The sequence below is a fragment of the Streptomyces sp. NPDC086777 genome (assembly GCF_040702065.1).
Lineage (GTDB): Bacteria > Actinomycetota > Actinomycetes > Streptomycetales > Streptomycetaceae > Streptomyces.
This window is the reverse complement of sequence record NZ_JBFBJI010000015.1, coordinates 85,504-103,751: the sequence shown is the minus strand read 5'-3', so window position 1 is coordinate 103,751 and position 18,248 is coordinate 85,504. Positions and strand designations below refer to the sequence as shown.

At 72.7% G+C, this 18,248-nt stretch carries 14 protein-coding genes; 8 read left to right on the top strand and 6 right to left on the bottom strand.

Annotated elements, in window-relative coordinates; genetic code table 11:
* Positions 1–11 precede the first annotated feature (11 nt).
* From AB0472_RS22110 to AB0472_RS22100, 3 genes are all read right to left on the bottom strand, one after another.
* Positions 12–2,864, bottom strand: a complete 2,853-nt coding sequence (locus tag AB0472_RS22110) for an AAA family ATPase (protein ID WP_366358182.1) — start codon at positions 2,862–2,864, stop codon at positions 12–14.
* Between the two features lie 87 nt (positions 2,865–2,951).
* Entirely contained in the window at positions 2,952–3,323 is a 372-nt protein-coding gene (locus tag AB0472_RS22105) for a cupin domain-containing protein (RefSeq protein ID WP_366358320.1), read from the bottom strand.
* Between the two features lie 183 nt (positions 3,324–3,506).
* Positions 3,507–6,068: a SpoIIE family protein phosphatase gene (locus AB0472_RS22100; protein ID WP_366358181.1), complete on the bottom strand. Its 2,562-nt coding sequence runs from the start codon at positions 6,066–6,068 to the stop codon at positions 3,507–3,509.
* Between the two features lie 243 nt (positions 6,069–6,311).
* Here AB0472_RS22100 and AB0472_RS22095 point away from each other — a divergent pair, with 243 nt between their 5' ends.
* Entirely contained in the window at positions 6,312–8,486 is a 2,175-nt protein-coding gene (locus tag AB0472_RS22095) for a SpoIIE family protein phosphatase (RefSeq protein WP_366358180.1), read from the top strand.
* 40 nt (positions 8,487–8,526) lie between these two features.
* Here AB0472_RS22095 and AB0472_RS22090 read toward each other — a convergent pair whose 3' ends face one another.
* The 3 genes from AB0472_RS22090 to AB0472_RS22080 form a co-directional block, all read right to left on the bottom strand.
* Positions 8,527–9,462, bottom strand: coding sequence for an RNA polymerase sigma-70 factor (locus AB0472_RS22090; protein ID WP_366358179.1), 936 nt, complete (start codon positions 9,460–9,462; stop codon positions 8,527–8,529).
* Between the two features lie 659 nt (positions 9,463–10,121).
* Positions 10,122–10,463, bottom strand: coding sequence for a hypothetical protein (locus AB0472_RS22085; RefSeq protein ID WP_366358178.1), 342 nt, complete (start codon positions 10,461–10,463; stop codon positions 10,122–10,124).
* A gap of 14 nt (positions 10,464–10,477) precedes the next feature.
* Complete coding sequence (locus AB0472_RS22080) at positions 10,478–11,833, bottom strand: FAD-dependent oxidoreductase (protein ID WP_366358177.1); 1,356 nt, start codon at positions 11,831–11,833, stop codon at positions 10,478–10,480.
* 273 nt (positions 11,834–12,106) lie between these two features.
* On the opposite strand from AB0472_RS22080, the gene AB0472_RS22075 reads away from it, so the two are divergent.
* The 7 genes from AB0472_RS22075 to AB0472_RS22045 all read left to right on the top strand — a co-directional run bounded on the left by AB0472_RS22075 (position 12,107) and on the right by AB0472_RS22045 (position 18,244).
* Positions 12,107–12,715, top strand: coding sequence for a flavin reductase family protein (locus AB0472_RS22075; protein WP_366358176.1), 609 nt, complete (start codon positions 12,107–12,109; stop codon positions 12,713–12,715).
* 148 nt (positions 12,716–12,863) lie between these two features.
* A complete protein-coding gene (locus AB0472_RS22070) occupies positions 12,864–13,295 on the top strand; it encodes a GntR family transcriptional regulator (protein WP_366358175.1) in 432 nt (143 codons plus the stop codon).
* Positions 13,292–14,206 carry an ABC transporter ATP-binding protein gene (locus AB0472_RS22065; RefSeq protein ID WP_366358174.1) on the top strand — a complete coding sequence of 305 codons (915 nt, stop codon included), beginning with the start codon at positions 13,292–13,294 and terminating at the stop codon, positions 14,204–14,206. Before AB0472_RS22070 ends, AB0472_RS22065 begins: the two co-directional genes overlap by 4 nt.
* Positions 14,203–15,159, top strand: coding sequence for a transporter (locus AB0472_RS22060; protein ID WP_366358173.1), 957 nt, complete (start codon positions 14,203–14,205; stop codon positions 15,157–15,159). Before AB0472_RS22065 ends, AB0472_RS22060 begins: the two co-directional genes overlap by 4 nt.
* 218 nt (positions 15,160–15,377) lie before the next feature.
* A complete protein-coding gene (locus tag AB0472_RS22055) occupies positions 15,378–16,514 on the top strand; it encodes an acyltransferase (protein ID WP_366358172.1) in 1,137 nt (378 codons plus the stop codon).
* 31 nt (positions 16,515–16,545) lie between these two features.
* The gene (locus AB0472_RS22050) at positions 16,546–17,325 is read left to right on the top strand and encodes a polysaccharide deacetylase family protein (RefSeq protein ID WP_366358171.1); all 780 of its coding nucleotides are present in this window, start codon (positions 16,546–16,548) and stop codon (positions 17,323–17,325) included.
* Positions 17,326–17,440: 115 nt separating this feature from the next.
* Positions 17,441–18,244 (top strand): glucose 1-dehydrogenase, encoded by an 804-nt coding sequence (locus AB0472_RS22045; protein WP_366358170.1) that lies wholly within the window; start codon positions 17,441–17,443, stop codon positions 18,242–18,244.
* The last annotated feature ends 4 nt before the right edge of the window (positions 18,245–18,248 follow it).

The following is an 18,248-nucleotide window of genomic DNA, read 5'->3' as shown; positions in this document are numbered from 1 at the left end:
GGTGCCCCTTCTCACCCGGTCCCGTCGGCGGCGTCGCCCCGTTCGACGGCCAGCCGGGTCAGCTCGACACGGGTGTTGATGTCGAGCTTGGTGAAGATGTGTCTCATGTGGGTGTTGACGGTGTGCACGGAGACGTGGAGGCGGTCGGCGATCGCGCGGTTGGTGAGGCCGTCCACGACGAGCGGTATCAGTCTCCGCTCGGACGCCGTCAGGCTCTCCCACCCCGGGGAGCCGCCTGCCTCGGGCCGCGGGGCGGGCGAGCGCACGCCCAGCTGGCGTAGCCGCCGCCCGAGCCGTTCTTGATCGGCGAGGGCTCCCGAGGCCGACGCCAGCCGAGCCGCTTCTTCGAAGCAGTCGGTCGCCTGCGCCGTAGCGTCCGAGGCGGCCAGGATCTCACCGAGGTCCTCGCAGGCCGCGGCCAGGGCCAGCCGCCTGCCGGTGCTCCGGTAGCCGGCGACGGCGGACGCCAGTGCCCGGGGGTCGCCGTGGAGCAGGCCCTCCACATGGGTACGGACGGTCCTGCCGATCTCCTGGCTGTCGTCCCGGGCCGCCAGGGTGGTCAGTGCCCCGGACACGGCCTGCGCGACCGACGGTCGCGCGCCGCGCAGCGCGATGCGCACGATCGCGGGCCAATGGGACGGCGGCAGGGTGAGCAGCATCGTGGGCTCGTTGTCCTCGACGAAGCCCGTGAGTGCCGTTGCCGCCGCCTCGGCCCTGCCCTCCGCGTCCGCCAGGCAGGCGCGCGCGAGGGCCACCCACAGGGCGTACCGCCGGGTGTTCGTGCCGGAGCCGGCTTCGGCCGCGTGGAGATGGTCCCTCGCCCTGGCCAGGCCGCCGCGCCTGATCTCCACCAGCGCCAGCACGGCGCGGGCCTGCGCATTCGGCTGGGTGATCTCGAGCTCGTCCGCCACCGCGAGGCTCGCCTCGGCCTCCACGGCCGCGTCGTCCAGCGCGCCCTGTTCGAGCAGGGCGCAGGCACGGCGGGCGTGCCAGTGCGGAAGTGACCAGCCGAGGCCCAGCGCCTCCGCTTCGTGCTGGCCCTCACGCAGCACCCGCTCGGTGTCCGCGAGCCGGTCGGTGCTGGTCAGTACCGTGGCCAGCCACAGCGCCGGAATTCTCGGAGGCCTCAGGTAGGGCACGGTGGGCTCGGCACGGGCCCGCGCGGTGGCGGCCTCGGCGAGTTCCAGCGCTCGGGCCGGGCGCCCGCGGTAGAAGTACGTCTGCGACTGGAACACCATGACGCTGACGACGACGGCCGGATCGTGGCTCCGGTAGGAGGCCGCGACCAGGCCGGCGTCCGTCTGCTCGGCGGCGGTGAGGTCCCCGAGGTACAGGTGGCCCGTCGCCCGGGTCTTCAGCAGCAGGTCCCGCAGACCGGCCGGGAGCGCGGGGAGGTCCAGGGCCTCCTTCAGGTGTGTCATGGCGGCGGCGTCGTCACCGGCGGCCTGGTGTATCTCCGCGGCCACCAGCCGCAGGTTCGCCTCCTGGGACGGCTCCAGACCGTCCGACAGGGTCGCGTCGACCAGATCGAGTGCCTCGTGCACCCGGCGGGTGCGGCCGAGGTACTCGGCGGCGTCGGTCAGCAGACCGACGCGCCGCCGGTCGCGCGGGTTCAGCAGCCCGGCGATCCGCTGCGCCAGGTCCGCGGCCGCGTCGGGGGCCGTCGCCGACAGTTCCCGTACGGCGGTGTGCAGCGTGGTCACGGCGTCGTCGTCGACCGGGCCGCCCGCCATCACGACGTGCCAGGCCACCTCGGCCGATCGTGCGCCGGTGGCGCGCAGGCTCTCGGCGGCCTCCCGGTGCAGGGCCGTCCGTACGGCCGGCGGCAGGTTCTCGTGGACGGCCTGCCGCAGCAGGTCGTGGCGGAAGGCGAGTCGCGGGCCGTCCGCCGAGAGCAGGCCGCTGTTCAGAGCGGCTTCGGCTGCGGACAGCAGGCTGCCGACCCGCCTCCCGAGCATGCGGGCGACCGTGCCGAAGTCGAATTCGCGGCCGAGGACGGAGCCGATCTGGAGCAGGCGTACGGCGTCCTCCGGGAGCTGCTGCAAACGTGCGGCGACGCTCTGCCGGAAGCCGACGGGGATGTCGCGGTAGAGGCGGCCCGCGGCGCCCTGCTCCGCTTCCACGGTCTCCGGGTCGGGGAAGGAGCGCACCAGTTCGATCGCGAGGAACGGATTGCCCGCGACGCCTCGCAGCATCCTGACCAGGCCCGGTGAGGGTGCCGTCCCGAGCACGTCGGCCGCGATGTGCTCCAGGTCCTGCTGGGGCAGCGGGCCGAGGGTCAGCCACCGGGCGCCGAGACGTTCGAGGTCCTCCCGCACCCTGGCCACGGTCGGGCGCTCGGTCTCCGAACGCACCGCCAGCACCCAGAGGATGCGCGAGGAGGCCAGTCGTCCGGGCAGGGTGCGCAGCGCGAAGAGCGTGGCCGGGTCCGACCACTGCGCGTCGTCCACGAGCACGAGTACCGGCGCGCGTTGGGCCCGGTCCTCCAGAGCGTCCGCGATGCTGTCCAGCAGCCGGAGCCGCTGGTCGTTCAGGCCCGTGGCGACGCGCGCGGAACCGGCATGGGGCCGCAGCACGGACTGCAGGGCGGCTCCTGCCGCGTACTGGTCGAACTCGTCGGCCCGTACCGAGACCACGTCGAAGCCGCAGCGCCGCGCCCGCCCGTCCAGTTCCGCGAGGAGCCGGCTCTTGCCGACGCCGGGCGCCCCTTCCACGACGACGCAGGCGCCCCGTCCGCCGCGCACCGCCACCAGAGCTTCGCGGACGGCCGTGATCTCACGGTCGCGTCCCCTGAGGTGCAGCCCGGCACCGGCCCGGTCTCCGCGCCCGGGGTCCAGGTCGCCCGTGGGGTCTGAGCTGCCCATGGGGCAAGCATGCCGCAGGCCGGTCGTGCCCTCAACGCCGGTCCCTCCGGTCCCGTGGGCCGCGGCTCCCGCCCACGGCCCGGCGGATCAGTCGGTGGGGCGCGGGGCGCGCAGGTGGGCGCGCCGTGCCAGTTCCTCGTCGTCGACCAGGGTGAGCATCGGCTGGCCCGGTGCGCACATCATGAACACGATGTACTTGGCCGGCTCGTCCTGCGAGGCGTTGCCGTTCTGGTAGTGGATCACCTCGCCGCCCGGCTCCCAGAACGTCTCGCCGGCCTTGATCACGTGCTCCGGCTCGCCTTCGAGCTCCCAGCGGACCGCGCCTTCGATGACGTAGCCGAAACACGGCCCCGAGTGCCGGTGCGGTGGAGTCCCGGGGTCCCCGGGCGGCCACTCGACGAGCACGGTCATGCCCGAAGCGCCCTCGGGAACGAAGGGCGGTTTGACGTCCGCCAGCATCCTGGGTCCGAACGTCGACTCGTTGTCCTGTGCGGCGCTCTCGGTCGCCGCGTCCTCTGCCGACACCGCTGACACCTCCGTGGGCCTGACCGGAACGGATGGTCCGGCACTGCTGCTCCAGGAACCACCCTGCATCCTGTCGGCGGCCCTCACAAACGGGGAGCCGACGCCATGGCGGGCGCACTACCAGGGCAGGGACTCGCGTCCCGCGGGGACTCCGGAGCCCGCGCCCGTCGCGGACACCAGAACGGGCCGCTCCTCGGGCACGGGCGGCACCCCGACGGCCTCCGCGGGGGTCTGGGCGAGGGCGAGATCCTCCTCGGCCCAGACCACCTTGCCGCCCGACTCGGTGCGGAAGCCCCATCTGCGGGACAGCTGGGCGACCAGGAAGAGGCCGCGGCCGTTCTCGTCATGGGTGCGTGCGCTGACCAGGCGTGGGGCGCAGGCGCTCGAGTCGAACACCTCGCAGGTCAGGACCTGGTGCCGGACCATGCGCAGGGTGACCTGGCCGGTGCCGTGGCGGACGGCGTTGGTGACCAGTTCGCTGACGATCAGCATCGTGGCGTCCGCGAGACCTGCCAGGCCCCACTCGGCCAGCTGACGGGCTGCCAGGTGCCGGGCGCTGCGGGCGGCGGTCTGGTCGCCGGGCAGTGTCCAGGAGGCCACCTGGGCGGGGCTGAGCGTACGGGTCCGGACCAGGAGCAGCGTGGCGTCGTCGGAGGGTGCCTGCCCCGGGAAGGTCTCCATGGCGCGGCCGCAGAGCTCTTCCAGCGGGCGGCCCGGCTGGGCCAGGGCGCTGCCGAGGCGGTGCATTCCCACGTCGATGTCGTGGTCGCGGGTCTCGACGAGACCGTCGGTGTACAGGCCGAGGAGACTTCCCTCGGCCAGTTCCAGCTCCGCGGCCTCGAAGGGGACGCCCAGTCCCAGGCCCAGCGGGGTTCCGGTGGGCAGGTCGGGGAAGGTGACCCGCCCCTGCGGGTCGACGACCGCGGGCGGCGGGTGTCCGGCCCGTGCCATGGTGCACCGGCGGGTGACCGGGTCGTAGACCGCGTACAGACAGGTGGCGCCCACCGCGGCCGAGTACTGCTCGGGAGCGTCGGCGTCGTCCTCGGCCAGCCGCTGGACCGTGTCGTCGAGGTGGGTCAGCAGTTCGTCGGGGGGCAGTTCCATGTCGGCGAGGGTGCGTACGGCGGTGCGGAGCCGGCCCATGGTCGCGGCGGCGTTGATCCCGTGTCCGACCACGTCGCCGACGACGAGGGCCACCCGCGCGCCGGACAGCGGGATCACGTCGAACCAGTCGCCCCCGACGCCGTGGTCCATGTCGGCGGGGAGGTAGCGGGACGCCGTCTCGACCGCCGCGCCCCCCTTCAGACGGTGCGGGAGCAGGTTTCGCTGGAGGGCGAGGGCGGCGGTGTGCTCGCGGGCGTACTGGCGCGCGTTGTCCAGCGCCAGCGCGGCGCGGCTGACGAGTTCCTCGGCGAGGAGTACGTCGACCTCCTGGAACGGCCCCTGGTCCGAGGTGCGGACGAACAGCGCCATGCCCAGCAGGACGCGCCGCGCACGGATGGGTACGAGCATCAGGGAGTGGATGCCGTACTCGTGGATCGTGCGCGCCCGCTCCGGGTCCTGGTCGATCCAGGTGCCCGGCGCGGTGTCCAGGACCGGCTCCAGGTGGGGCATGCCGGTGCGCAGGACGTCGGTGAAGGGTGAGTCGGCCGGCCAGGGGACCACCTCGCCGTGCGTCCACGGGGACTCCGGGACACCCTGATGGATCGACGCCAGGCCGGCGCGCTGGAAGACGGGGAGGCGCCGGCCCATGGAGCCGATGCGGAACGGCGGCCCTTCGCCGAACGGCACCGACTGTTCGAGATCGACGGCGACGTAGTCGGCGAGCAGCGGGACGGCCAGGTCGGCCAGTTCCTGGCTGGTCCGCATCACGTCCAGGGTGCTGCCGAGGTGGCTGCTGCCCTCGCTGAGGATGGCCAGGCGATCGCGCGCCCGCAGGCTCTCGGTGAGGTCGACGCTGATGACGCACACCCCGAGCACCTGGCCGTCGGCGTCCTGGAGGCAGAAGATCGACGCCGCGTAGGTGTGCTCGCGGTGCGGGCTCGACGGCAGCCACGTCCGGTGGTCCTGGACCCTGGCCGGCCCGCCCCGCATCACGTCCCGCATCGCCGACTCGAGGATCTCGGCCTCGGCGCCCGGCCGCACCTCGGCGAACCGCCGTCCGAGCCGCTGGTCGCGGGAGATGCCGTCGTGGCTCTCCATCGTGTCGTTCACCCAGGTGCACCGCAGTTCCGGGTCCCGTACGACGATGCCCATGGGGACGCGGGCGAGCAGCGACTCCCGTACGAGTCCGTTCGTCGTCTCCCCGGAGGCCTCGCCGATGTCGGTCACGGAGACGAGCCACCGGACGCTTTCGCCGTGCCCCCACAGCATCGAGACCCGCAGGCTCACGTCGAGCCCGTGCCCTTCCCGGTGCCGTACCGTCGTCGTGCCCGACCAGCCGTGCTGCTCACGGCACCGGTCGACGAACTCCGCCGTCGTCGACGCCTCTTCGGAGTGCGGCAGTACGACCGCGGCCGACCGGCCCACGACGTCGCCGGCGGAGTAACCGACCAGCCGTTCGGCGGCCCGGGTCCATCCGACCACCGTCCCCTGCTCGTCGAGCATCGCGATCGCCGACTCCGAGGGCTCGCGGATGTTCTGCTGCCCACGGGATATCGCGCTGTCTGTGCTGATCATCTGTTCGTCACCCTCGGATAGGCGGCGGCGAGGCAGGCACCTGTGGCACGCGGTGCTTCGTCACCGTTCTCGGTTCCGGTCTCGGTCCCGGTCTCGGACATGAGCGCGATTGCGCCCCTACTTGTCCCTTTTCAGCGCATTGACCGGACGGCGCTCCGATCTGTGACAGGGGCCACTGCGCCGCCGGCGGCCCGGGCCGGCTCTCCCGCGCGGGGCCGGCCGGTGCGGACGTACGGTTCTGGTATGTGCGCCATGCGGGAAGAGGGCGCGGGTCGATCCCACGGGCCCGGTCCGTCCGCACCCGCCTCCGGGCCGGCTCGCGGGGCGGGGCTGGACCTGCTGCTGGAGGCCGCCGTGCGCGACACCGGGGTGCTCGCGGGCGCGGTCTTCCTGCTGACGTCCGACGGCCGGGCGCTGCAACTGGAGGTGGCCGCGGGGCTGCCGGTGGAAGCCCTGACGCCGTGGTCCCGGATGGCGCTGTCGAGCCCCGCTCCGGTGGCGGAGGCGCTGCGCCGGCGACGGCTGGTGTGGCTGAGCGACCCGGAGGAGGTCGCCCGGCGCTATCCGCGCACGGCCATCGCGCTTCCCTACCGCTGCGCGGCAGCGGCGGCGCCGATCGTCACCGGCACCACGGCGTGGGGCGCGCTGCTGCTCCTGTGGCCCGGGCCCGGCACCGCCGGAGCCGGCGCTCCGGGACCCGAGCGGGTCGCCGCCGCCTGCCGGAGCCTGGGGCGGTTCCTGCGCGACGCCGCCGGCACCGGCCACGCCGTACGTCCGGGACCGGCACCGCACGCCCTGCCGCGGCCGCACGCCCGCGGCCGGGATCCGGTCGAGGCGCTGGCCGCGGCGGACCTCGTCGAACGGCTGCCGGAGGGCAGCTGCTCGCTCGACCTCACGGGGACGTTCACCTACGTGAGCGTCACCGCCGCGACGCTGCTGGGCGGCGGCGTCGCCGAACTGACCGGCACACGTCCCTGGCAGTCCCTGCCCTGGTGCGCGGACTCGCCCCTCGAGGAGTGCTTCCGCGGCGCCCTGGTCAGCCGCAGGTCCGCCTACTTCACCGCGCTGCGGCCACCGGACCGGTGGCTCGCCTTCGAGCTCTACCCGGACGGATCCGGCGTCAGCCTGCGCATCACGCCGACAGGTACCGGGCCCACCTCGTCGGCCGGGCCCGCGAGAACGGGGACGTTCCTGGGCCAGGCGCTCCCCCTGGGCGAGGTCTACCAGGTGCTCCATCTGGCCGCCGCCCTCTCGGAGGCCGTGGGCGTGTCCGACGTGGTCGACCTGATCACCGAGGAGATGCTGCCGGCCTTCGGTGCCGGGACCGTGGCCCTGCTCGCCGCAGAGGACGGCAGGATGCGTGTCATCGGCCGTCGCGGGTACGGCCCCGAGCTCCTCGACCGCTTCGACGGGGCGCCGCTGACCTGCCTGGCGCCCGCGGTCCGGGTGCTCGCCACCGGCCGGCCCGCCTTCTTCGCCACGTTCGGGGAACTCACCCGTGCCTACCCGCGCGCCGTCCGTCAGGAAGGCCTGCACGCCTGGGCCTTCCTGCCGCTCATCGCCTCCGGGCGCCGGGTGGGCTCGTGCGTGTTCGCCTTCGACCGCCCCCACACCTTCTCCGAGCAGGAACGGGTCGTCTTCACCGCGCTCGCCGGACTCATCGCGCAGGCACTGGAACGGGCCCGCCTGTACGACGCCGGCAAGGAGCTCGCGCAGACCCTGCAAGCCGCCCTGCTCCCCGACTCGCTGCCCGACGTCCCGGGCCTGGACGCGGCCGCCCGCTACCTCCCCGCCGCCCGGGACCTGGACGTGGGCGGCGACTTCTACGATCTGGTCCGGGTGGACGGCACCACCGCGGCCGCGTTCATCGGCGACGTCCAGGGCCACAACGTCACCGCCGCCGCGCTCATGGGCCGGATCCGCCCCACCCTCCGCTCCCACGCCGCCACCGGAGCAGCGCCGGGGCAGGCCCTCGCGATGGCCAACCGCCAGCTGGTCGACCTCGACCCGGGCCGCTTCGTCAGCTGTCTGTACGCGCATCTCGACCTCGCCCGACACCGTGCCGTCCTGGCCACCGCCGGGCATCCCCCGCCGGTCCTGCGTCACCCCGACGGACGCGCCGAGGTCCTCTCCCTGCCACCCGGGCTGCTGCTCGGTATCGACGGCGACACGGACTACCCCGACGCCGAGATCCCGCTGACGCCCGGCACGGTCCTCGCCCTGTACACCGACGGACTCGTCGAAACTCCCGGAGTCGACCTGGACGACGCCATGTCCGGGCTCGCCACCCAGCTCGCCCGGGCCCGGTCCCAGCCGATGGACGGGCTTGCCACGGCCCTGATCGACCACGCACGGCGAACCGCCCCCAGGACGGACGACATCGCCCTGCTGCTCCTCGGGGTCGCCGCGACCGGCTAGAGAGCGTGTTGGCGTCGTGCGCGTCAGCCGGGGGTGCGGCTCACCCGTCGGCGGGCGCGCCCCCGGGGACGGTTGCGTGGCAGGCGCCGGACTCCAGGAACGCGGCGACCTTGCCGGGGTTGAACACCCACATCACCCTGCGGATGCCTTCTCCGGAAGCACCGACCGTCAGGATGGTGGTGGGGGAACCGTCGCGGCAGATCAGCATGCCCGCACGGCCGTTGGCCTGGACCGGTCGCAGCTCCGTCCCCTGCCAGAACCGCCGGGTGGCGGTGGCCAGGTTGGCCACCCGCGCCCGGCCCACCACGGGTACCTGGGCGGCCCCCCGCAGGCCGTTGCCGTCGGACAGGCTGACGACGTCGGGGGCGAGGACGGCCTCCAACGAGGCGACGTCCCCCGTGCGAGCCGCCGAGACGAAGGCGTCCAGCAGGCGCCGGTGCTCCACCGCGTCCACGCTCGCGCGCGGCTCGCCCGCCAGGCGTCTGCGCGAACGGCTCACGATCTGGCGGATGTTGACGACGCTGAGCCGCAGGATCTCGGCGATCTCGGGGTAGGAGTAGTCGAACGCCTCGCGCAGGACGTACGCGGCCCGCTCGGTGGGGCTCAGCTTCTCCAGCACGAGCAGCAGGGCCAGCTCCAGAGCCTCCGCCCGCTGCGCGCCCAGCTCCGGATCGCCACTGGTGTCGACGGGCTCGGGCAGCCACGGGCCGATGTAGGTCTCCCGGCGCACCCGCGCCGACTGGGCCACGTTGATGGCGAGGCGGGTCGTCGCACTGGACAGGAAGGCCACGGGGCTCACCACCACGGAGCGGTCGGTCTTCTGCCAGCGCAGCCACACCTCCTGGACCACGTCCTCGGCCTCGGCCACACTGCCGAGCACGCGGTAGGCGATCCCGAAGAGGCGTGCCCGGTACTGCACGAAGACGGAGACGGCGTCGTCAAGGTCACACGTCGTGGGGGACGACTCGAGATGCATGATGCTGGGGTCCTCGTTGTTCCGGATACGGCAGTCGCGGGGCGGGATCACCTCGCTGCCGCGGGCCGGCGGACGGCTTCGGCGGGCCGTCCCGCGATGTGCTGCGCACGGCCGGCGCGCTGCCGGGCACGAGGGTCCCCCTGGCTCGTTCGGGTGGTGCGGGAAAAGCGGCAACCAAAAATCACGACTGTCCAATCGCAGCTGAACCAGAGAACCGGCGGCCCCGCTCTTGGACAGAACCGGCCCGTGGAAGGGCCGCGGGCCGTTGTCGGGGCGGCGGCGGTCAGGCAGAGACGTCCAGGTCTCGCGACCCGCCCCTCGACTCACCTCAGGACTCTGGTCAGGTAGTGAGTGCATTCTTCGCCAACAAGGCCAGACTGGTTCATAACACTGCCCGGACACATCGCATGATCGAGTGATTCGGCAGGCACCGCGACCGGCAGTGGATCGCGCGGCGCGCGCGCCTCCCGCCGCCTGGCACGTCGCACCACTGACCGGTGAGGATCAAAAGGTGTGACACCGTGCCGACACAGCATGTGCGCGCCTGGACGGCGGGAGTGGCACGGTTCGCTCAGGGACGCATCGCATGATCTGACGACTCGGCTCCGCCGGCCCGGCGTCGGGGAACGCACGCCCTCCGGGGGCGGACGCCCGGCGGTTCAGCCCGACGACTTCAGGAGCACGGTGCAGCACGCGGCCATGGCCACGCTGGTCAGGACCATCGCGGTGAGCGTGCCGCGCAGCCAGCGCGTGAACCGGACGCGGTGCCGCTGCCGCATCTCGTCGGCGTTCGCCGCGATGTGTTCCGTCACCATACGTGCGACGTACGTCTGTTCCCTGAGGTACCAGCTCTCGATGTCCGCCTTCTGCTCCAAGGTCAGTCCCGGCACCAGGGTGGTGAAGACCTCGACGCGCTGCCGTGCGGCTTCCAGATGGGCGTGCCGGTACAGGAAGGTCTCGATGTCGCTCAGGCCGCGCGCGGCCTCCTTGCTCGCCTTCATGGTGTGCTCCACGGTCATGCGGCCGTGCGGCCGCTCGCCGGGCCCTCGCCGGGACGCCGCGGGTCGCCGCTCGTGACGAACGCGTCCCGCGGATGCTGGACGGAGGCGAGGGAGACGAGGTCCCGGCCGAAGAAGGCGGCCGTGAGCCAGACCGTCAGGACTCGGATCTTGCGTTCCCACGAGGGCACGGCGAGGACGTGATAGCCCCGGTGCATGAGCCAGGCCGGAAGCCCCTTGATGACGATCCTCCGGTACTGGAAGATGCCCCGGCCCAGCCCGAGCGTGGCCACCACGCCCAGGCTGCTGTGGCGGTAGTCCTTGACGCGTCCGCCGCGCAGGTCGGCCACGATGTTCTTGGCGAGGCGTCTGCCCTGCCGTACGGCGTGCTGGGCGTTCGGTACCGTGTGGGCCCCCGGCACCGGGGACGCCAGATCGGGCACGGCCGCGTCGTCCCCGGCCGCCCATGCGTCCGGGACGAGTTCGCCGCCGGTGCCCACGCGCAGGTCGGCGCGGACCACGAGCAGGCCCCGTTCGTCGACCGGGAGGTCCGAGTGGTTGTGCACGACCGGATTGGAGGCGTTGCCGGCGGTCCACACGATGAGCCCGGAGTCGAACTCCTCCCCGTCGGAGAGCACCACCCGGCCGTCGGCGAGGGAGCGGACCTGGGTGTCGAGGTGAACGTGCGCGCCCCGGCGCTCCAGGGAGCGGACCACCCAGGCGCCCGGCTTGTCCCCCACCTCGGGCAGGATGCGGCCCCGGGCCTCGACCAGGTGGAAGGAGAGTTCGTCGCCGCTCAGCTCCGGATACGACTTGAGCATCGCCGTCGCGAGCGACAGCAGCTCCCCGAAGCCCTCGACTCCGGAGAACCCGCCCCCCACGAACGTGACGGTCAGCAGCCGCCGCCGCTCGGCGCCGGGAGGAAGGGACGCCGCCTGGTCGAACGCGGTCATCAGCCGGTCGCGGATGGCCACCGCCTCTTCGACGTGCTTGAGACCGATCGCGTGCTGGGCGAGCCCCGGGACGGGGAAGGTACGGGTCACGGCCCCGGCCGTCACGACGAGGGTGTCGTAGCGCAGTTCGTAGTCCGCCCCGTCGGTGGGACGTACCGTGATCGTCCGGTCCGCGTGGCGGATCCCGGTCACGGTACCCGAGATCAGCCGGGCGCGGCGCAGGTGCCGTCGCAGTGAGACGGCGGCGTGCCGGGCCTCCACCGATCCGGCCGTCACCTCCGGCAGGAACGGCTGGTAGGTCATGTAGGGGCGGGGGTCGACGACCGTGACCCGCGCCTCTGCCGCGCCGAGCCTCTTCTCCAGGCCCCATGCGGCGTAGAAGCCCGCATAGCCGCCACCGACGATCACAATTTCGCGCATCAGACCCTCTGTTCGTTGTTCGACACCCCTTAGACAAGGCGGGGCCGGAAGGTGTGACACGGTGATCCCACGACCCGGCGGAGCACGATCCGGGCCGACAGCGCCGCGATGCCGCTGGTCCGTCCGTCGCGGTGGAACCGGGGCCACAGGGCGAGGGCACCCACGGGCGCGCGGCGGCGCCGCGCGCCCGGGCGGACACCTGGCGCGTGGGTCGCCACGACACACCCGACCTGGCTGCGGTGGGCCCGAAGGTGCCGGTCCGATACTCGGTCCATGCGTGTGGAATACACCCCTGAGGCCATGAGCAGTGTCGACTTCTACAGGTTTCTGACATCGGTCGTCATCCCGCGGCCGATCGCATGGGTCTCCACGATCACACCCGACGGACGCACCGAGAACCTCGCCCCGCACTCCTTCTTCAGCATCGCCAGCACCGATCCCCCGATCGTCCAGTTCACCTCGATCGGCCGGAAGGACTCGCTGCGCAACGTCGAGGCGACCGGGGAGTTCGTCGTCAACTTCTCGTCCGAACCACTCCTGCCGCTGATCAACGCCACGGCCACCGACTTCCCGCGCTCGGTGAGCGAGTTCGACATCGCGGGCATCGAGCGGGAGGCCAGCAAAAGCGTCCGCCCGCCCAGGGTGGCGGCCGCCCACGTGGCTCTGGAGTGCCGTTCCCACACCACCCTGCGCATGGGAAACTGCACCCTGGTCTTCGGGCGGGTGCTGCAGGCCGCGGTCGACGAGAACTACCTCGCCGGCGGTCGCCCCGCCAGCGAGCTGCTGCGGCCTTTGACCAAGCTGGGCGGCGACGAGTGGGGCACCCTGGGCGAGGTCCTGCACCTGAACCGCATCCCGTACGAGGAACCCGGCCCCGCCTGATTCCCGCCCGTCCCGCCCGGGCGGCACGCCCTCCTGGCGGCACCTCGCCCCCGCACCCGCGCTCACAGGAGTTTGACAGCGCCGACGGACATCCACCATGCTTCCATTAATTCATTAGTACAAGCATGGTGGAACCGAGGAAGGCGACGTGATCGACTACCGGATCGACCGCGGCAGCGGCGTACCGGCCTATGTACAGATCGTCGAGCAGACCGAGCGAGCGCTCCGGATGGGGTTCCTCAAGGTCGGGGACAAGCTGCCCACGGCCAAGGAGGTGGTGGCGGCGACCGCCATCAACCCCAACACCGTGCTCCGGGCCTACCGCGACCTGGAGCAGGCCGGCCTGGTCGAGCTCCGCCGCGGCCTCGGAACCTTCGTGACGCGATCACTCGCCCGGCCCGGCGCGGAGGACGACTCCCCGCTGCGCCGGGAGGTCACCGGCTGGGTGGCCCGCGCCCGGGCCGGAGGCCTGGAACGGGCCGACGTCCTCGCCATGGTCACAGCGGCCCTGGACGCCCACGACAACGAACACGACAGCCACACCCCGGGCGACCGGGGACGCACGAAGGAGGACGCATGACCGGGCCTGACGCGCCGGCCGCGGTGCGCGCCACGGGACTCGGATTCCGGTACCGAAGGCGGGGCGGCTGGGCCCTGCGGGACTGCGAGTTCACCGTACCCGGCGGCCGTATAGCCGCCCTCGTCGGACGCAACGGCGCGGGCAAGAGCACCCTGCTGCACCTGGCCGGCGGCCTCCTGCGACCCGCCACCGGGGACCTGCAGGTGCTGGGCGCCGCGCCCGGCACCCCCGAGGCCCGCAGCCGGGTCGCCCTGCTCACCCAGGACAAGCCGCTCTACCCCCGCTTCACCGTGGCGGACACCCTGCTGATGGGCGAGAAGCTGAGCTCCACGTGGGACCGGGCGGCCGCCGAGCGGATCGTCGACGAGGGCGGCATCCCGCTGCACGCCCGCGTCGGCGACCTCTCCCCCGGCCGGCGCACCCGCGTCGCGCTCGCCCTGGCCCTCGGCAAGCGGCCGGACCTCCTGCTGCTCGACGAACCGCTGGCCGACCTCGACCCGGTGGCCCGGGGCGAGATCATGGCGGCGCTGATGTCCGAGGCCGCCGAGCGCGGCACGAGCATCGTGCTCTCCTCGCACGTCCTGCCCGAACTGGAGGAGACCTGCGACTGGGTGCTGGTGCTGCGCGACGGCCGGGCCGAGCTGAGCGAGGACGCCGAGGCGCTGCGCGAGAGCCACGCCCTGCTGACCGGACCCGCCGACCGGGCCGACGCCCTGGCCGCACAGCACACCGTCGTACAGCGACGTACCGCCGGCAGGCAACTGACCGCCCTGGTACGGCAACGCGGACCGCTGCGCGGCGACTGGCACACGGCACGGCCACGGCTGGAGGACATCCTGATCGGCTACCTACGGACCGAACAGGAACCGGGCGGGCCCGCCGCGGACGAGCGGACGGAGGCGGCGGCGTGAAGGGCTCCCTGTGGCTCGCCTGGCGCCAGCAGCGCGTCCCGGCCGCCGTCGGCGCGGCCGTCCTGCTGCTCACCGCGGCGATCGCCGCGTACTACCGCTCGGGCATGCTGGACGCCCTGCACAGCGGGCTGTTCGACCACTGCGCCACCGGGCCGCTGTACTGCACGCAGTCCGGTACCGGCCTGCCGCTGCTGCTGGACGTCGAGCCGCTGAAGTACCTCGGGGCGCTGAACATCGTCCTGCCCGTCGTCGTCGGCGTCTTCTGGGGCGCCCCGCTGCTCGGCCGCGACCGGGAACTGGGCACGCATCGCATGGTCCTCGCCCAGGGGCCGAGCCGCGGTCAGTGGTTCGCCTCCCGGTTCGCCCTGGCCGCGGTGGCCACCACCGCCCTCTCCGGCCTGCTCGCGGGAGTGTTCGCCTGGTGGTGGCACCCGGCCGCCGACCGCAGCTACGGCCTGTTCTGGTACGACACCACCGCGCTGAGCGGCTCGGGCCCCCGCGTCGTCGCGGCCGCCCTGTTCGGGCTGGCGGCCGGCACCCTGCTGGGCCTGCTGACCCGCCGGGTGCTGGCGGCGATGGGGCTGACCCTGCTGGTGACGGGGGTGACGACCCTCCTGCTGGAGTGGACGCACTGGACCCGGCTCCTGGTACCGCCGCACACCTATGTCAGCGCCGGCAGCACCCCCAAGGCGCCGATGGGCGAGAAGTGGTCGACCGGGAACTACGGCCTGATCACGGCCTCCGGCCGCCACGACTCCGTGTTCAACTGCGCCTTCCCCTCCGGTGACCGGCTCAGGGAGTGCATGACGGCACACGGGTACGTGGCCCGCTTCTACGAGGCCAACCCGGCCGGTGACTACTGGACCTTCCAGTGGACCGACACCGCGGTCCTCGGCGGACTGGCCCTCCTGCTCACGGTCCTCACCGTGCTGCTGCTGCGCCGCCGCGTCTGAACCGTCGCCGCACCCTCGCCCGCCGCCTCTCACCCGCCGCCTCTCAGCCCGCACCGGGATTCCCCCGACTCCCCACCTCTCAACTCTCCCCGCACGGAGGTCGCCTCGCCATGCCCGCCGACGCCGAGTCGCCGCAGAAACCGCTCCCGAACGGCCGGTCCGGGATATCCGTCAGCCGCCCGCTGCCCAGCGTCTGCTGACCGGGCCCCGGTTCCGAGATGCCGTCCCCCGAACCTCCCAGCGGGCCCTCGCGCCTGGTCGCGATCGACGGGCTTCGCCTGGTCGCCGCGCTGATGGTCGCCGCGTACCACTTCCTGGGCACGCCCACCCCGCACTTCTGGGGCAAAACCGAACTCCGGGAATCCGCCCCGCTCCTGCACGAGATCAGCGGCTACGGCTGGCTCGGCGTCGAGTTCTTCTTCCTCATCAGCGGCTTCGTGATCTGCATGAGCTGCTGGGGGCGGACCCCGGCGCAGTTCACCGTCTCCCGCGTCTCACGGCTCTTCCCGGCCTACTGGTGCGCGGTGCTCCTGGTCGTCCTGCTCGTCCTGGTCTCACGGCTGGTCCGGTGGCCCGCCGCCACCCCCATCGACCCGCGAACGGTACTGGGGAACCTGACCATGGCCCCGGGGCCGCTGGGACTCGACCCCGTCGACGGAGTCAGCTGGACCCTCTGGGTGGAGGCACGCTTCTACCTGCTGATGGTCGCGCTCCTCGTCTTCGGCCTGACCTACCGGCGGGTGGTGGCCTGCTGCGGAGCCTGGCTGCTGGCCGCCGTCGTCGCCCGTGAACTCCGCTCGCCTCTGCTCGACGAATTCGTCCTGACCCGGTACACCGGCCTGTTCGTCGCCGGGATCGTGCTCTACCTCATGCACAGGTTCGGGCAGAGCCTGCTGCTCTGGCTGCTGCTCGGCTTCGCCTGGTGCTACCAGCTCACCGTGCTCGACCTACGGGTGGCCGACCACGCCGCCGTACCCCCTGGCGAGGCCAGAGCCTCCTGGGCCGTCTGCGCGGTGGTGCTCACCCTCTGCCTCGGGCTGCTGGCCCTGGCCGGCACCGGCCCGCTGACCGGGCTGCGATGGCGCTGGCCGGTCACCGCCGGGGCGCTCACCTACCCCTTCTACCTCGTCCACCAGAGCCTCGGAATCCCCCTGGCCAAGGGCCTGGTCCGGGCGTTCCCGGGGCTGGGGCCGCTGCCCGCGACGGCGCTGTCCGTCCTGTGCATGCTGGGACTCTCCCTGCTGGTCCACCGCCTGGTGGAGCGTCGGCTCGGACGCCGGCTGAGGCAACGCCTGACCCTCGACATGCGGCCGCCGGAACTCTCCGCGCAGCCCGCCCTCACCCGCACGCGGTGAACTCCCCGACCCGACCCAGGAAAGGGTTCGTATGCTCCTCAACACACGTACCAGACGCAACCGCATACTCATCGCCGTCGTGGCCGTGGCCGCCGCCGTCGTGGCCGTCGCCGTGACCCTGGCCCTGACGGTGACGACCTACGATCACACCTCGCCGCGCGCCGCCCGGGACAAGGCATCGGGATCGGTGAGCGGAGGCGTCGACTGCCGCAAGGCCAAGTGCGTGGCCCTCAGCTTCGACGGCGGCCCCAGTCCGACCACCCCCAAGCTGCTGGACATCCTCGAACAGCGGCATCTGCACGCCACGTTCTTCGTTCAGGGCAGGGGACACATCTCGAAGTACCCCGACATCCTGCGCCGCATCGCGGAGGCGGGCGAGGAGATCGGCAACCACACCTGGACCCACCCGAGGCTGACGGACCTGGACGAGGCCGGCGCCCGTGCGGAGCTGAGCAGGACCCAGACCGCCATCGAGAAGATCACCGGCACCAGGCCCGTCCTGATGCGTCCGCCGGAGGGCCGCACCGACCGCAAGGTGGCCGAGGTCTGCCGGGAACTGGGCCTTGCCCAGGTGCTGTGGAGCGTCACCGCCAAGGACTACGAGACGACCGACTCGGCGCTGATCACCAAGCGGGTGCTCGACCAGACCCACCGCGACGGCATCATCCTGCTGCACGACCTGCACAAGGGGACGGTGCCCGCCGTTCCCGGCATTCTGGAGGCGCTCAAGCAGCGTGGCTACACCGTCGTCACGGTGTCGCAGCTGCTCGCCCCCGCGAAGCCCCGGCCCGGGATGGTCTACCGGCCCTGAGGCGCCTCGACGGCGCTCCCGCCCCTTGTCGCCCTGCCCCGCAGGAACCTAGACTCCCTGGGTGAACTGAAGTTGGTTCAGTTCACGATCCGTCTCGGGCGGAAGGGAGCGGACGATGGATGGTTCCCTGGAGGGCAGGGTCGCTCTCGTCACCGGCGCGGGCCAGGGCATCGGCCGGGCCGTCGCGGTGGAGCTGGCCCGGCAGGGTGCGAGGGCCGTGGTGGTCGCCGACCTGAACGCGGCGGCCGTCGGCCGGACCGCCGAACTGGTGCGCGCCGAGGGGGCGAAGGCCGAGGCGGTCGGCTGCGACCTGCGGGTGCGCGCCGACATCGAGGGCATGGTGGCGCGGTGTGCCGAGCGTTTCGGTGGCCTCGACGTGCTGGTCAACAACGCCGGAGTGATCGACACCGCGTTCACGACCGGCCAGGACCACGGGGTCGGCTCGCTCCCGGAGGAGGTCTGGGACGCCGTCTACGAGGTCAACCTCAAGGCCGTCTGGCTGACGACCAGGTTCGCGGCGCCGCTGCTGCTGCGGTCGACGCGCGGCCCGGCCATCGTCAACAACGCCTCCGTGTCCGGCCTGGTCGGCTTCCCCAACTGCCCCGCCTACGGCGTCACCAAGGCCGCTGTCATCCACCTGACCAGGGTCACCGCGGTCGACCTGGCCCCGGTGCGCTGCAACTGCCTCTGCCCCGGCGTCATCGACACCCAGCTGACGCAGGACCACTTCGCCGCGGCCGAGGATCGCGGGGCGACGGAACGGGCGCTGGCGGCACCGCAGTTGGTGGAGCGGCTGGGGCGGCCGGAGGAGGTGGCGCGGCTGGCCTGCTTCCTGGCCTCGGACAGCGCGGCGTTCATCACGGGCGCCGCCCATGTGATCGACGGCGGCGCGCTGGCCTGGCGCGGTGTCAGGCGCTGAGGGA